12 protein-coding genes are annotated in these 13,661 nt (G+C 62.6%); 5 read left to right on the top strand and 7 right to left on the bottom strand.

Going from position 1 to position 13,661, the window contains the following annotated elements; genetic code table 11:
- Positions 1-18: 18 nt before the first annotated feature.
- A complete protein-coding gene (locus tag BMZ46_RS22680; protein ID WP_074689052.1) occupies positions 19-1,224 on the bottom strand; it encodes an MFS transporter in 1,206 nt (401 codons plus the stop codon).
- Between the two features lie 122 nt (positions 1,225-1,346).
- Between BMZ46_RS22680 and BMZ46_RS22675 the strand changes: the two genes are divergently transcribed.
- Both BMZ46_RS22675 and BMZ46_RS22670 read left to right on the top strand, forming a co-directional pair.
- The gene (locus BMZ46_RS22675; RefSeq protein WP_074689049.1) at positions 1,347-2,246 is read left to right on the top strand and encodes a LysR family transcriptional regulator; all 900 of its coding nucleotides are present in this window, start codon (positions 1,347-1,349) and stop codon (positions 2,244-2,246) included.
- A gap of 92 nt (positions 2,247-2,338) precedes the next feature.
- Positions 2,339-3,196, top strand: coding sequence for a DUF2242 domain-containing protein (locus BMZ46_RS22670; RefSeq protein ID WP_039767568.1), 858 nt, complete (start codon positions 2,339-2,341; stop codon positions 3,194-3,196).
- A 320-nt stretch (positions 3,197-3,516) separates the two neighbouring features.
- Here BMZ46_RS22670 and BMZ46_RS22665 read toward each other — a convergent pair whose 3' ends face one another.
- The gene (locus BMZ46_RS22665) at positions 3,517-4,557 is read right to left on the bottom strand and encodes an AraC family transcriptional regulator (RefSeq protein ID WP_074689047.1); all 1,041 of its coding nucleotides are present in this window, start codon (positions 4,555-4,557) and stop codon (positions 3,517-3,519) included.
- A gap of 3 nt (positions 4,558-4,560) precedes the next feature.
- Entirely contained in the window at positions 4,561-5,691 is a 1,131-nt protein-coding gene (locus BMZ46_RS22660; protein WP_074689314.1) for a nitrilase-related carbon-nitrogen hydrolase, read from the bottom strand.
- A 205-nt stretch (positions 5,692-5,896) separates the two neighbouring features.
- Between BMZ46_RS22660 and BMZ46_RS22655 the strand changes: the two genes are divergently transcribed.
- A complete protein-coding gene (locus tag BMZ46_RS22655) occupies positions 5,897-7,936 on the top strand; it encodes an oxidoreductase (RefSeq protein ID WP_074689045.1) in 2,040 nt (679 codons plus the stop codon).
- Positions 7,937-7,977: 41 nt separating this feature from the next.
- Positions 7,978-8,886: a 1-aminocyclopropane-1-carboxylate deaminase/D-cysteine desulfhydrase gene (locus tag BMZ46_RS22650; RefSeq protein WP_074689043.1), complete on the top strand. Its 909-nt coding sequence runs from the start codon at positions 7,978-7,980 to the stop codon at positions 8,884-8,886.
- On the opposite strand, the gene BMZ46_RS22645 is transcribed toward BMZ46_RS22650, so the two are convergent.
- The 3 genes from BMZ46_RS22645 to BMZ46_RS22635 form a co-directional block, all read right to left on the bottom strand.
- On the bottom strand, positions 8,883-9,437 hold the full coding sequence (locus BMZ46_RS22645) for a cytochrome b (protein ID WP_039767559.1): 555 nt from the start codon (positions 9,435-9,437) through the stop codon (positions 8,883-8,885). The two genes, BMZ46_RS22650 and BMZ46_RS22645, sit on opposite strands and share 4 nt — an antisense overlap.
- 195 nt (positions 9,438-9,632) lie before the next feature.
- Complete coding sequence (gene phnX, locus BMZ46_RS22640; RefSeq protein WP_074689041.1) at positions 9,633-10,460, bottom strand: phosphonoacetaldehyde hydrolase; 828 nt, start codon at positions 10,458-10,460, stop codon at positions 9,633-9,635.
- 57 nt (positions 10,461-10,517) lie between these two features.
- Positions 10,518-11,627 (bottom strand): 2-aminoethylphosphonate--pyruvate transaminase, encoded by a 1,110-nt coding sequence (locus BMZ46_RS22635; protein ID WP_074689039.1) that lies wholly within the window; start codon positions 11,625-11,627, stop codon positions 10,518-10,520.
- A 113-nt stretch (positions 11,628-11,740) separates the two neighbouring features.
- On the opposite strand from BMZ46_RS22635, the gene BMZ46_RS22630 reads away from it, so the two are divergent.
- Positions 11,741-12,601, top strand: coding sequence for a LysR substrate-binding domain-containing protein (locus tag BMZ46_RS22630; RefSeq protein ID WP_074689037.1), 861 nt, complete (start codon positions 11,741-11,743; stop codon positions 12,599-12,601).
- 149 nt (positions 12,602-12,750) lie between these two features.
- On the opposite strand, the gene BMZ46_RS22625 is transcribed toward BMZ46_RS22630, so the two are convergent.
- Positions 12,751-13,623 carry a LysR family transcriptional regulator gene (locus tag BMZ46_RS22625; protein ID WP_074689036.1) on the bottom strand — a complete coding sequence of 291 codons (873 nt, stop codon included), beginning with the start codon at positions 13,621-13,623 and terminating at the stop codon, positions 12,751-12,753.
- Positions 13,624-13,661: the final 38 nt, after the last annotated feature.

The following is a 13,661-nucleotide window of genomic DNA, read 5'->3' as shown; positions in this document are numbered from 1 at the left end:
GGGGCTTTTTTGTGCGCGTTATCCGGCGTTCGGGAAACCATGGCTTCGGGCATTGACGGTCGCATAAAGGGTCAGCAGCAACAGACCCGCGACAATCCATGGGTAACTTCCGACGCCCAGGTTGTTCAGCAGCAGGCCTCCGACAAGTCCGCCACCGGCAATGCCGACATTCCACAGCGTCACCAGCATTGATTGCGCGGTGTCGGCAGCCTCCCTGGCGGTTTTCGCCAGGGCCGTCTGCAACAGCGAGGGCATCGCGCCGAATGCCAGCCCCCAGACGGCGGTGGCGGTGTAGACCACGCCCGGCCATTCGCGCCACAAGCCCAGTACGATCGCCGACAGCAGGAACAACAAGCCGCTGACCAATACCAGCTGACGCAGCCAGCGATCAATCAGGCTGCCGACGATCCATAGGCTCAGTACCGACGCCAAGCCAAACACCAACAACACTCGGTCGATTTCTCCGCCAAGCCCCGAAGGCTGCAGAAAGGGTGCGATATAGGTATACAACAGGTTGTGCGCGACGACGTAGGACAGGGTCACGAACAGCACGGATCGCACGCCCGGCAAGGTAAACACCTGACGCAGTGGCAGGCGTTTACCGGCGCGCTCACCGGCAAAGTCCGGCACTTGCCAGCGCACCCAGATCACCAGCAGCACGGTCAGCCCGGTCATGATCGCGAAGCTCAGGCGCCAGCCGACTGCCGTACCCAGCAGCGTCCCGGCCGGAATGCCCAGCGACAGCGCAAGCGGCGCCCCGAGCATGGCCACCGTAATCGCCCGGCCTTGTAAGTGGGGTGCCACCATCCGACTCGCGTACCCCGCCAGCAAAGCCCACAGCAGCCCGGCGAACACGCCTGCGATCAAACGTGCAATCAGTGTCAGCCAGTACAGCTCCGACAGCGCGGTGATGCTGTTGGCGATGGCAAACCCACCAATGGCCGCCAGCAGCAGCGGGCGTCGACGCCACCCTCGGGTGGCAATGGTGAGCGGAATCGCCGCCAGCATCGAACCGATCGCGTACAGCGTGACCAGTTGCCCGATCAGTGCCTGAGAAACATCGAGCCCTGCGCTCATCTGCGGCAGCAGGCCGGCAGGCATCGCCTCGGTCAACACGGTGATGAACCCGGCGGTGGCCAGTGCGAGCAGTGCGCCCAGCGGTAATCGTTCTGCGGGTTCGACGGTGCCGGCGAGCGTGGAGGAAGTGAGTGGCGCATCGTTCATGGGCGGGTTTCCATTTTGCCAAAGGAGACGAAGGCCATAGGGTAGGGCGCTGCACATTCGGGAAAAACAGGTTAGGGTTCCGAACATCTCGGACAAGAATGTCGTGAATCAGGGAGGGATGAATGGACAGCCTGGGCAGTATTTCAGTGTTTGTGCAGGTGGCGGAAACCCGCAGCTTTACCGAGGCCGGCCGCCTGCAGGGCGTGTCTTCGTCGGCGGTCGGCAAAAGCATTGCCCGACTGGAGGCACGACTCAATGTGCGGTTGTTTCACCGCACCACTCGCAGCATCACGCTGACCAGTGAAGGCGCGCTGTTTCTTGAACGTTGCCGCAAGATCCTCGCCGAAGTGGAGGCGGCGGAATTTGAACTGTGCGATGCCGCAGCGGCGCCTCACGGCAAGTTACGGGTCAGCCTGCCCCAGGTGCATGACCTGGTGATGCCGGTCATGAACGAGTTCATGGCGCTGTACCCGCAGATCGAACTGGATCTGGACCTGACCGATCGCATGGTTGATGTGGTTGAAGAAGGTTTCGACGCAGTGATTCGAACGGGGAAACCGCGAGACTCGCGACTGATGGCACGACCGTTGGGCGAGTTTCATATGGTGCTGGTGGCCTGCCCCGCGTACCTGCGCGAGCGCGGCGAACCGCTGACCCCGGCCGATCTGGCGGAGCACGCCTGCCTGCGCCATACGTTTCACGCCACCGGCAAACTGGAGCCCTGGCCGCTCAAACGCGAGGAGGGCGCGCCCGAACCGACCTTGCCGACACGCCTGGTCAGTACGTCGATCGAAGCCGTGCGGCATGCAGCGCTGGCGGGCATGGGCATCGCTTGTCTGCCGGACTTCATGATCTTCGAGGCGCAGCAGCAAGGCCGCCTGCAGCGCGTGCTGGATGAGCATCTGGAGCACGTCGGACAGTTCTGGGTGCTGTGGCCGTCGAGCCGGCATGCAACCGCCAAGTTGCGGGTGTTCATCGATCATTTATCGGCGCGACTTTTTCCTGCCACTGAAGGTCGATAGAGTTGTAACTGTTTTAAGACACTAATCCATACGCCGCGGGGCAGCGATCTGTTGCACAATACGCCCCGGACCGTTTTCCCTCAGGATGTTTAATGTTGAATTCTATTCCCGTGCGTTTCATCGGGTTGGCGTTGTTGCTGACCGCCGCTGCCGGCTGCTCCAAGGACAAGCCCATCTACGAGCATGAGAATTTCGACGACTCCGGCACCTTTTCGCGCAATTACCCGGTGACCGACACCGCCAGTTGCGAAGCGGCCCGCCGAGCGTTGCTCAGCCAGGGCTACATCATTACCAGCAATGACCCGAAACTGGTCAGTGGGCACAAGAGCTTCCAGCAGACCGGTGAAACCCACCTGGAGATCAGCTTCAACGTGGTATGCGCCGATGATGGCAGCGCCGGCCATCACGCCACCGTGTTCGCCAACGCCCTGCAGGACCGCTACGCGCTGAAGAAGACCAACAACTCGGCCAGCCTCGGGGTTGGCGTGTTGGGCTCGGTCTCGATGCCGATCGGCTCGTCTGACGATTCGATGGTCAAGGTGGCCAGCGAAACCGTGTCGTCGCAGAAGTTCTACGAGCGTTTCTTCACGCTGGTCGAGCTGTTCCTGCCGGCTGACGCGAAGAAGGCCGCGCACATCACCGAAAAACCGAAGACCGACCTGGGTGTGCCGGAGGCTAAAGCGGCACCGGCTCCGTTGGCTCCAGCCCCAGCGGCTGAACCGGCCCCAGCACCGGCCGCCGAGCCCGCTGCAGCACCGACGCCAGCGCCTGCAGAAGCGACCCCTGCCAGTTCCGAGCCGGTAGCGCCGCCAGCGGAAGCGGCGCCGATTACCCCGGCACCGGTTACCGAGCCTGCGCCCGCCACGGAAACCATCACGCCACCGGCCAATCCGACGGATATACCGCCGCCCTCCGAGCCGATCCCGGCCATGCCTGCCTCCGGGCAGTGAACTTCACGCCACGCCTCCGACCCCTGTCGGACGCGTGGCGTTTTGTTGTCTCCCTTGAGCTTCTTCCTGCAAGCCCCGTCGAAAAATTTCCCGCGATAAATTCCTGACCGCCTGCTACGTTTATTTCATGAAGGCCGTGTTTCATTTTTCCTTCACACGGGCACTTTATGCTCGAGGCACTGGTCATTTGTTCCAGGCCATTTCAAGCAAGTAGTAGGGGGATTACGCAATGGATGACTATCAAGAAGAACTGCTTGAATTCCAGGCCTTTGAGCTGGATTCACCAGAGCCTGCGGAAGACGCCACCGAGCTGTAAGGCGTCAGCCTGTCTTGCGGTGACTGCGGCGAAATTCGCCCGGTGTCTGGCCGTTCCAGCGCTTGAAGGCGCGCTGGAAAGCTTCGGCCGAGGCAAAGCCCAGCAGGTAGGCAATTTCACCGAATGCCAGTTCGGTGTCGCGGATGTAGGTCATTGCCAGATCACGGCGGGTGTCATTGAGGATCGCGCGAAACTGCGTGCCTTCCTCGGCCAGCTTTCGCCGTAACGTCCAGGTCGGCAGCTTCAGGCGTGCCGCCACTTCTTCCAGGTCGGGTTCCCGGCCACCATTGAGCAACGGCCCGAGCAATTGCGTGATGCGTTCGCGCAGGCTGCGGGTGCGGGTCAATTGCTCGAGTTCCCGTTCACACAGACCGAGCAAATGTTTCCAGGTGCTGGGGCAATGCTCCGGGTTGCGTTGGGCCAGGCTGGTGAGGCTCAGGCGCAGTTGATTGTGTTCAGCGCCGAACTGGATCGGGCATTCGCCGAGCACCGCATAGGCGTCGCGATAATCCGGGCTGTCGAATTCGATCTCGATCCGTTCGGCGCGCATGGGCTCGGGGCTGACGCTCGACAGCTGATGCAGCCAGCCGGCAATGATCGAATCCACCACAAAGCGGTTGTAGGCGTTGTACGGGCTGATCGAGTAGAAGCGCAGCCACGCACCGCTGGCGTCCTCGTGGAAACTCGACTGGCCACGATAGTTGGAGCCGTACAACGGTTCGAAGCGAGTCAGGCAGCGAGCGGCTTCGCGCACCGTCGGCGCCTGCGCGGCGGTCACACCGGCCAGCCCGGCCTGACTCAGGCGACTGAGCCGGCCCATGCGCAAACCCAATGCCGGATCGCCGGTCAGCTGGATCGCGCCATGCCCCAGGCGCATGTAGCGCGGGATCGACAGGCGGGCGCCGGCTTCGGCCAGTCGTGCGGTGTCCAAACCGTACTGTTCGAGCAATGGCAGCGGATCGACGTCATGGCTGCGCACGGCGTCGGCCAGGCTGTGGACGAAGCCCACCGACAGATCCCCGAGGCGCATCGGCAGCGGTTTCACGGGTTACAACCAGAGGTTCAGCAGGCGCGCGCCGCGGGCTTCGCTGTCGGCGAATTGCTGGCCGTTGCTGCTGAGGAAGCTTTGCCCGGAACTCGGTTTGTCCCAGAACTGCCCGCGCAGGAACACACTCATGCCGGCCAGTGCCTTGCTGGCCGGCGGTTGCGCGCTCAGGGTCAGTTGGTGCCAGGCCTGGCCTTCACTGACGGCTCCCGGTTTCAGGCTGACCGAGTCCGGCACGCTCAAGCCCTTGTAACCCTTCCACGGTTGATCCCAGACGCCATGACCGACGACGAACGCGGGCACCGCGATCAGCTGCGCGCCTTGCTCGTCGAGTTTGCGGTAGTTGTCCGGATACCAACTGTCGCTGCCGATCAACACGCCGAGGCGTCCGGCCGGGGTGTCGATCACATTGATTCGGGAAGCTGCGCGAGTGCCGGATGGTTCGTCCTGATCGAAGATCGGGCGCATCTGCCGCTGTGGCTGGCCGAGCGGGGCGCCATCGCGACCGAAGACCACCGTGCTGTTGTACAGCGCGCCACTGCCGGCCTTGAGTCGGCCGTTGGTGATATTCGGTTCAGGCAGCACGATCGAGCCGGCCACCAGGGTGACGTGGAATTCCTTGGCCAGGCCACCGAACAGTGCCTGATAGTCCTTGGCCATGTCCCGGGACTTCATGCGCAGGTGCGCGTCATCTAGACGGCTGCTGCCCTTGGCGGTGAGCCAGGCGCGAGCAAACTGCACCGGGTTGCTCGCCGCCAGCCAGTTCATTGCTTCGGCGAGGGTGGCGGCCTGGTACAGCTCATCTTTCTCGCCGCTGATCATCAGCCAGGTGCCGACATGCTCCGGCAGGATGACCACGGTTTTTTCATTCAACAGGCCTTGATCCTGCGCCTGCTGCAAATAGGCGGCGAGCTTGCGGTGCAGGCGTTCGGGGCTTTGGTAGTCGGTGGGGAACAGCTCGGGCTGGATGCCCAGCAGGTTGCCGCGATCGGCTGGGGTGCCCTGATCGACCGCGAGTTTGATCCGCAGGTCTGACAGGTAATGACCGGCCGGACGGTCAGCCGCCCACATGGCGTAGAAGGTGAGCGCGGCGATGAGCGCCATGGAAAAAGTCAGGTACAGAAGTTTGCGCATGAAATCCAACAGCAACCGGGTACAGGGTGTGCGGACAGGGTAGGGCGCCAGCCCCGGCTTGCCAAGGGGCGCTGCGCATTTGGATCAATAACTTGTCAGTTACGGTCATTGAGTGACAGCGATGCGACTCCTAATCTGTCGAGCATGACTGACGGGGGACGCAGAGCTCCCGCATTTTCCGTGATTGCTTGCTGTGGAGTTAACGATGACCGCCACTCAATACCCGCACCTGTTGGCCCCGCTGGACCTGGGATTCACCACGTTGCGCAACCGCACCCTGATGGGTTCGATGCACACCGGCCTTGAAGAGAAGCCGGGTGGTTTCGAACGCATGGCGGCGTATTTCGCCGAGCGTGCCCGCGGCGGCGTCGGCCTGATGGTCACCGGCGGCATCGGCCCGAACGACGAGGGCGGTGTGTATTCCGGCGCGGCCAAGCTGACCACCGAGGAAGAAGCGCTCAAGCACCGCATCGTCACCCGTGCCGTGCATGATGCGGGCGGCAAGATCTGCATGCAGATCCTCCACGCCGGCCGTTATGCCTACAGCCCGAAACAGGTCGCACCGAGCGCCATTCAGGCGCCGATCAACCCATTCAAGCCCAAAGAGCTGGACGAGGAAGGCATCGAGAAGCAGATCAGCGATTTCGTCACCTGTTCGGTACTGGCCCAGACCGCCGAGTACGATGGCGTGGAAATCATGGGCTCGGAAGGTTATTTCATTAACCAGTTCCTCGCCGCCCACACCAACCACCGCACCGACCGTTGGGGCGGCAGCTACGAAAACCGCATGCGCCTGCCGGTGGAAATCGTACGCCGCGTACGTGAAGCGGTCGGCCCGAACTTCATCATCATCTTCCGTCTGTCGATGCTCGATCTGGTGGAAGGCGGTAGCACATGGGAAGAAATCGTCACCCTGGCCAAAGCCATCGAGCAGGCCGGTGCGACCCTCATCAACACCGGCATCGGCTGGCACGAAGCGCGGATTCCGACCATCGCCACCAAAGTGCCGCGTGCGGCGTTCAGCAAGGTCACGGCCAAGCTGCGTGGCTCGGTGAAAATTCCGCTGATCACCACCAACCGCATCAACACCCCGGAAATTGCCGAGCAGATCCTTGCTGAAGGCGATGCCGACATGGTCTCGATGGCGCGGCCGTTCCTCGCCGATCCGGACTTCGTCAACAAGGCAGCTGAAGGCCGCGCCGACGAAATCAACACCTGCATTGGTTGCAACCAGGCCTGCCTCGATCACACCTTCGGCGGCAAGCTCACCAGTTGCCTGGTCAACCCGCGTGCCTGCCACGAGACCGAACTCAACTACCTGCCGGTCAAGCAGATCAAGAAGATCGCCGTGGTCGGTGCCGGTCCTGCCGGTCTGTCCGCCGCCACCGTGGCCGCCGAGCGTGGGCATCAAGTGACCTTGTTCGATTCGGCCAGCGAAATCGGTGGCCAGTTCAACGTCGCCAAACGTGTGCCGGGCAAGGAAGAGTTTTACGAAACCCTGCGTTACTTCAAACGTAAACTGCAGACCACCAACGTCGAGGTGTGCCTGAACACCCGCGTCGACGTGGCAAAACTGGTCGAGGGCGGTTACGACGAAGTCATTCTGGCGACCGGCATTGCGCCGCGTCTTCCGGCGATTCCGGGTGTCGAGAACGCCAAAGTGCTGAGCTACCTGGATGTGCTGCTCGAGCGCAAACCGGTCGGCAAGCGTGTGGCGGTGATCGGCGCCGGCGGTATCGGTTTCGACGTGTCGGAATTCCTCGTCCATGAAGGCGTGGCCACCAGTCAGGATCGCGCCGCTTTCTGGAAAGAGTGGGGCATCGACACGCATCTGGAAGCCCGTGGTGGCGTGGCCGGGATCAAGGCTGCACCGCACGCACCGGCGCGCGACGTGTTCCTGCTGCAACGCAAGAAATCCAAGGTCGGCGACGGTCTGGGCAAGACCACCGGCTGGATTCACCGCACCGGTCTGAAGAACAAGCAGGTGCAGATGCTCAACAGCGTCGAATACCTGAAAATCGACGACGAAGGCCTGCACATCCGCATCGGCGAAACCGGCGAGCCGCAAGTGCTGCCGGTGGACAACATCGTCATCTGCGCCGGCCAGGATCCGCTGCGCGAGCTGCACGACGGTCTGGTCGAAGCCGGGCAGAACGTGCACCTGATCGGCGGCGCCGATGTGGCGGCCGAGCTGGATGCCAAACGTGCGATCAATCAGGGCTCGCGTCTGGCCGCCGAGCTCTGATCCACCCTAGAATGCCGGCTCTTTGCACAGAGCCGGCCTTCATGTTTCTGCCTCCCACCGACTGGCTACCTCAAGCCCCCCTCGATCCCTTTCATCTGGACTGGCTCACCGCCGCCGGCATTGAAGTCGCGGTCCTGCGCCTGGACCGTATCGATCCGCTGATCAGCGGCAACAAGTGGTTCAAACTTGTCGAACATCTCAACGCCGCCGACCGTGCGGGTGCCGAAGGCATCATCAGCCTGGGCGGTGCGCACTCCAATCATCTGCATGCGCTGGCGGCTGCGGGCAAACGCCTGGGATTCACAACCGTCGGGTTATTGCGCGGGCATCCGCAGGACACGCCGACGGTCAGGGATCTGCAGGATTTCGGCATGCAACTGCACTGGCTTGGTTACGGCGGCTATCGGGCGCGACACGAGCCGGGGTTCTGGCAACCGTGGCTGGCGCAATATCCGACGCTGTATCCGGTGCCCGAAGGGGGCGGCGGTTTGCCGGGGGCGCTGGGGTGCGAGGCGCTGAAGGATCAGGTCAGTGAACAACTCGGCAAACTTGGCTGGGACGACTACCACGGTTGGTGGCTGGCCTGCGGCACGGGCACCACGCTCGCGGGATTGGTGTTGGCCGAGGCAGGACAACATGCGGTGTACGGCGCAATGGCCGTGCCCGATGATCACGGCGTCGGGGCCAATGTCGAGGCAGTTGTCGGTGAGATGGGAGGCTACGAGCTGATCGACGCCAGCCGTGGCGGTTTCGCCAAGGTCGATCCGGCGTTGCTTGAATTTATCGCGCAAACCGAACAGGCCAGCGGCATTCCCCTCGAACCGCTGTACACCGGCAAAGCCTTGCTGGCGCTCAAACAACAGATCGAGGCGGGTCGCTTTGCCCGGGGTTCACGCTTGATCTTCATCCACACCGGCGGCTTGCAGGGCCGGCGCGGATTCGACGGTTAACCCTGGCTGCGCTTGGGCATCATCCGCAGCAACGTGTTATCGCGCACCACGTAATGGTGATAGATCCCCGCCAGCGCATGCAGACCGATCAGCCAGTAGCCGATGGTGCTGATCAGCACATGCCAGTGCTCGACCTCTTTGGCGAACACCTTGTCTTCACTCACCAGCAACGGCAGGTCGAAACCGTAGAACATCACCTGATGACCTTCGGCGCTGGTGATCAGCCAGCCGAGGATCGGCATGCTGATCATGAACAGGTACAAGGCCCAGTGCATCAAGCGTGCGAGGGCGGTTTGCCACTGTGGCGAAGCCGGGAAGATTTTCGGCGCAGGGCCCAGGCTGCGGGCGAACAGGCGAAACCAGACCAGCACGAACACGGTCAGCCCGAGCATGTAATGCACTTCGCGGATCAGCGTGCGACCGCCACTGCCCTTGGGAAACAGCCCGCGCAGTTCCATGCTGGCGTACACCAGCACCAACAGCACCAGCATCAGCCAGTGCAACAGGATCGACACGGTGCTGTAACGGGATTCGGAATTTGTCCACGGCATACGGCGTTCCTCACGGTTCAGGGCTCAAGCGTGCCGTTCTGCGACGGCATGCCTTAACTGTAATCCCCTTTGGCGCGTTTGCCCGAGGCTAAAAAAGCTTTCACTGAGCTGAGTCAGCGATTTGACTGAAAACGCCCATGAAAAAACGCCAGTGTCGTGCAGACACTGGCGTTTTTTTTGCCGCGATGGATGCAATCAGCTGCTTTGCGGCATCTCGCCGTTGGCCAGGCGCTTGTTGATGTCGGCGATCACTTCCGGCAGATCGCTGATGGTGTCGATCATGTAGTGCGGGCGCGAGCCGTCGAACAGCGCGTGAATGCGCTTGCGCTCGCTGGCCAGCGCGTCGCTGCCCAGTGCGCGATAGCCTTCGTAATCCAGGCCCAGCGCGTTGCCGGAGCAGATCAGCGCCACGGTCCACATCCCGGCGCGACGGCCTTCGAGAATCCCCGGCACGGTGTCGTCGATCTTGACGCAGGCGGCGACATCGTCGATGCCTAGCGCAATCACGTTGGCCAGTGCTTGGGCCGGCCATGGGCGGCCGTTCGGCACTTCGTCGGTGGCGACGACGTGGTCGGCGATGTAGCCGTTGGTGGCGGCCAGTGCCACGACCTTGTCCATAACCTGCTTCGGATAACCGGAGCAGGAGCCGATCTTGATCCCTTGTTGACGCAGGTTGGCGATGGTCTCCAGTGCACCGGGAATCAGCGCCGAGTGCTCGGCGATTTTCTCGATCTGCAGCGGCATGAAGCGGTTGTAGATCGCGGTCACGTCATCGTCGGTCGGGGTGCGACCGAACACCTTGCGATAGCGCTCGGCAACCTGCGGCTGATCGCATAGGGTGCGGATGTGATCCCACTTGCCCATGCCCATCGGGCCACGGGCCTCTTCGATGGAGACCTGGACGTCGAACTCGGCGAAGGCTTCGACAAAGATCTGGGTCGGCGCGAAGGAACCGAAGTCGACCACGGTGCCGGCCCAGTCGAGGATGGCGGCTTGCAGCTGGGTTGGGTTGTTGTAGTTCATGTTGGTCAGAATCCTGTGTGGGCGATGCAATTCAAATAAGGGAGCGGGCCGGGTGAATCAGATGTCGAGCACTTCCATCTCGCGCAGCACTTCACCCACCGCCGCGACGGCTTCGCGCATCTGTGCCGGGGTGACGTGGCCGATGCAGCCGACGCGGAAGGTTTCGACCTGGGTCAGCTTGCCGGGGTAGAGGATGTAACCCTTGGCTTTGACCCGTTCGTAGAAGTCCTTGAACTGGTAGCGCGGATCTTTCGGTGCGTGGAAGGTCGCGATGATCGGCGCCTGAATCGCGGCAGGCAGGAAGCTGCGCAAGCCGAGTTTGCCCATCTCTTCCATCAATGCCTGGCAGTTGGCGGCGTAACGCGCATGCCGTGCCGGCAGGCCGCCTTCTTCGTTGTATTGCAGCAGCGCTTCGTGCAGCGCCGCGACTACGTGGGTTGGCGGGGTGAACCGCCACTGGCCGGTCTTCTTCATGTAGCTGTGCTGGTCGAACAGGTCCATCGCCAGCGAATGCGAATTGCCAGCGGCTGCGGCCAAAGATTCCTTGCGGGCAAACACGAAGCCCATGCCCGGTACGCCTTCCAGGCATTTGCCGGAGGCGGCGATCAGCGCATCGAACGGGATTTTTTGTGCATCCACCGGTAAGGCGCCGAAGGAACTCATGGCGTCGATGATCAGGCGTTTGCCGTGTTGTTCGACGACCTGAGCGATTTCCGGCAGCGGATTGAGAATACCGGTGCTGGTTTCGCAGTGGATCAGCGCGACGTGGGTAATGTCGCCGTCGGCGCGCAGCAGGCGGTCGACGTCGGCGGCGGTGGTCGGTTCGTCTTCAGCGGTTTCAAAGGTGCTGAACGAGCGGCCGAGCACTTCGCAGATTTTCGCCAGACGCTTGCCGTAGGCGCCGTTGATCAGCACCAGCACCTTGCCGTCGCGGGGGACGAGGGTGCCGATCGCGGCTTCGACGGCGAAGGTGCCGCTGCCCTGCAACGGTACGCAGTGGTGGCTGTCGGCGCCGTTGAGGATGGCCAGCAGTTGCTCGCACAGGCTGGCGGTCAATTGGTTGAAGCGGTCATCCCATGAACCCCAGTCGACCATCATCGCCTGGCGGGTGCGGGCCGAGGTGGTCAACGGGCCGGGAGTGAGCAGGATGGGTGCGGCAGTACTCATTCGTGTGTCCTCGCGATAGCGCTGTGGGATGAAGCTACGGGGCCTACGTTGCAATTCGCCGGATCATCAATCAAATTGTTTGTTGTTATGCCAGCCATCAGTGAGGGTTATTCATGAACCTGTTCCAGCTCCGCGCCTTCGACGCCGTGGCCCGGGAAGGCAGCTTTACCCGTGCCGCTGCCCGGTTGTTCATCAGCCAGCCGGCGGTCACCGGGCACATCAAGGCGCTGGAGGAGCATTACCAGATCACCCTGTTGCGACGCACGGCGCGCCGGGTCGAGTTGACCGAGGAGGGCACCAAACTGGCGGCGATCACCCGGGCGATGTTCGGCCTGGCCGAAGAGGCGCAGGCGCTGCTCGAAGCCAATCGGCAGTTGCTGACCGGACGCCTTGAGGTGGCGGCGGACGGCCCGCACATGGTCATGCCGATGCTCGCCAGCCTGAGGGCGCGCTATCCGGGGATCACGGTGAATCTGCGGTTGGGCAATGCTCAGGAAACCTTGGCGGCGTTGTTGTCCGAGCACGCCGACGTGGCGGTGCTGACCGAGGTGGAACCGCGCAAAGGGCTGCATCTGCAAGCGTTGAGTGAATCGCGAATCTGCGCGCTGTTGCCGGCGGGACATCCGTGGGCGGCTCGCAGCGGTGAGGTCAGGCTCAAGGAACTGGATCAGGTGATAATGGTCTTGCGCGAGCCGAGTTCGATTACCCGGCGCACCTTTGATCAGGCCTGTGCCCAGGCGTCGGTCAGCCCACGGGTGTTGCTGGAACTGGACAGCCGCGAGGCGGTGACAGAGGCGGTGGCGGCTGAGTTGGGGGTAGGGGTGGTGTCGTCGGTTGAGGTCAGCCATGACCCCCGTGTCGTCGCGATTCCCATTGCGGGAGAAGGGTTGGTGAACCGGCACATGATTGGCTGCGTGGAGCGACGGCGGGAGTTGCGCTTGATTCAGGCGTTTTTCGGATTGGCCCCCACCTGATACCCACCAGATCGTTCCCACGCTCTGCGTGGGAATGCCTCAACGGACGCTCCGCGTTCGGCTTTGGAAGGGACGCGGAGCGTCCCGGGCTGCATTCCCACGCGGACGGTTCGACGCCTCGACGTGGGAACGATCGACGTAGGAACGATCTACAGGAGGCTTTCGCGCACCATTTCGAGAAACGTCGCCACCACCCGCCGCGAACTCTGCTCGCGCAGGCACACCAGTGTCTCGGTCAACCGCCGGGTGCAATCGGTGATCGGCAGCGCGCAAACCCGTGAGTCCGCACCAAACTCCGCCGCCGACACCACCCCCACGCCAATCCCCACCACCACCGCCTCTCGCGCCGCTTCCCGGCCCTCGACCTGAATCGCCGGGCGGATGCGGAAGCCGGCGCGGGCCATTTCTTCTTCCAGGGTCTGGCGGGTCACCGAGCCGTGTTCGCGCAGCACCAGCGGCGTGTCGTCCAGATCTTCCAGGCAGATCGATTCACGCTCGGCCCACGGATGATGGCGCGAGACGAACGCCACCATCGGGTCGTTGCGCAGCGGCACACACAGCAGGCGTTCATCGCTGACATCGCGCCCGAGCAACGCCAGATCGGCCTGATAGTTGAACAGTCGGAACAGCGATTCATCGGTGTTACCGGTCTCGATCTTTACGCTGATCCCCGGGTAGCGTTCGCAGAACCGGGCGATCTGCGGCAACACATGCACCGGCGCATCCACCGCCAGAATCAGGCTGCCGGTCCGCAAGGCCTGAGACTCCTGCAACAACTCCTGAGCTTCGGCCTCGACCACAAACAGACGCTGGGTGATCGCCAGCAAGCGTTCGCCCAAATCGGTCAGGCGCACCGAGCGTTTGTTGCGATGGAACAGCAACACACCGAAGCGTTCTTCCAGCTTGCGTACCTGGTCGGAAATCGCCGGCTGCGTCAGATAAAGCCGCTCGGCGGCCTTGGTGAAGCTTCCGTGCACGGCCACGGCGTGAAAGGCTTTGAGCTGTGCGTGTGAAACCGACATGTTCTGACTCCAGTAACAAGCTGAGCTTATGTGTGAAA

It is taken from the genome of Pseudomonas sp. NFIX49 (assembly GCF_900115915.1).
Classification (GTDB): domain Bacteria; phylum Pseudomonadota; class Gammaproteobacteria; order Pseudomonadales; family Pseudomonadaceae; genus Aquipseudomonas; species Aquipseudomonas pharyngis.
The sequence above is the reverse complement of the archived record's forward strand: the minus strand, read 5'-3'. Positions and strand labels throughout refer to the sequence as shown.

Bases quoted from the DNA above. Each gene is read 5' to 3' on its own strand.
- BMZ46_RS22680 (WP_074689052.1), bottom strand. From the start codon at position 1,224: ATGAACGATGCGCCACTCACTTCCTCCACGCTCGCCGGCACCGTCGAA.
- BMZ46_RS22675 (WP_074689049.1), top strand. From the start codon at position 1,347: ATGGACAGCCTGGGCAGTATTTCAGTGTTTGTGCAGGTGGCGGAAACC.
- BMZ46_RS22670 (WP_039767568.1), top strand. From the start codon at position 2,339: ATGTTGAATTCTATTCCCGTGCGTTTCATCGGGTTGGCGTTGTTGCTG.
- BMZ46_RS22660 (WP_074689314.1), bottom strand. From the start codon at position 5,691: ATGCGCAAACTTCTGTACCTGACTTTTTCCATGGCGCTCATCGCCGCG.
- BMZ46_RS22655 (WP_074689045.1), top strand. From the start codon at position 5,897: ATGACCGCCACTCAATACCCGCACCTGTTGGCCCCGCTGGACCTGGGA.
- BMZ46_RS22650 (WP_074689043.1), top strand. From the start codon at position 7,978: ATGTTTCTGCCTCCCACCGACTGGCTACCTCAAGCCCCCCTCGATCCC.
- BMZ46_RS22645 (WP_039767559.1), bottom strand. From the start codon at position 9,437: ATGCCGTGGACAAATTCCGAATCCCGTTACAGCACCGTGTCGATCCTG.
- phnX (WP_074689041.1), bottom strand. From the start codon at position 10,460: ATGAACTACAACAACCCAACCCAGCTGCAAGCCGCCATCCTCGACTGG.
- BMZ46_RS22635 (WP_074689039.1), bottom strand. From the start codon at position 11,627: ATGAGTACTGCCGCACCCATCCTGCTCACTCCCGGCCCGTTGACCACC.
- BMZ46_RS22630 (WP_074689037.1), top strand. From the start codon at position 11,741: ATGAACCTGTTCCAGCTCCGCGCCTTCGACGCCGTGGCCCGGGAAGGC.
- BMZ46_RS22625 (WP_074689036.1), bottom strand. From the start codon at position 13,623: ATGTCGGTTTCACACGCACAGCTCAAAGCCTTTCACGCCGTGGCCGTG.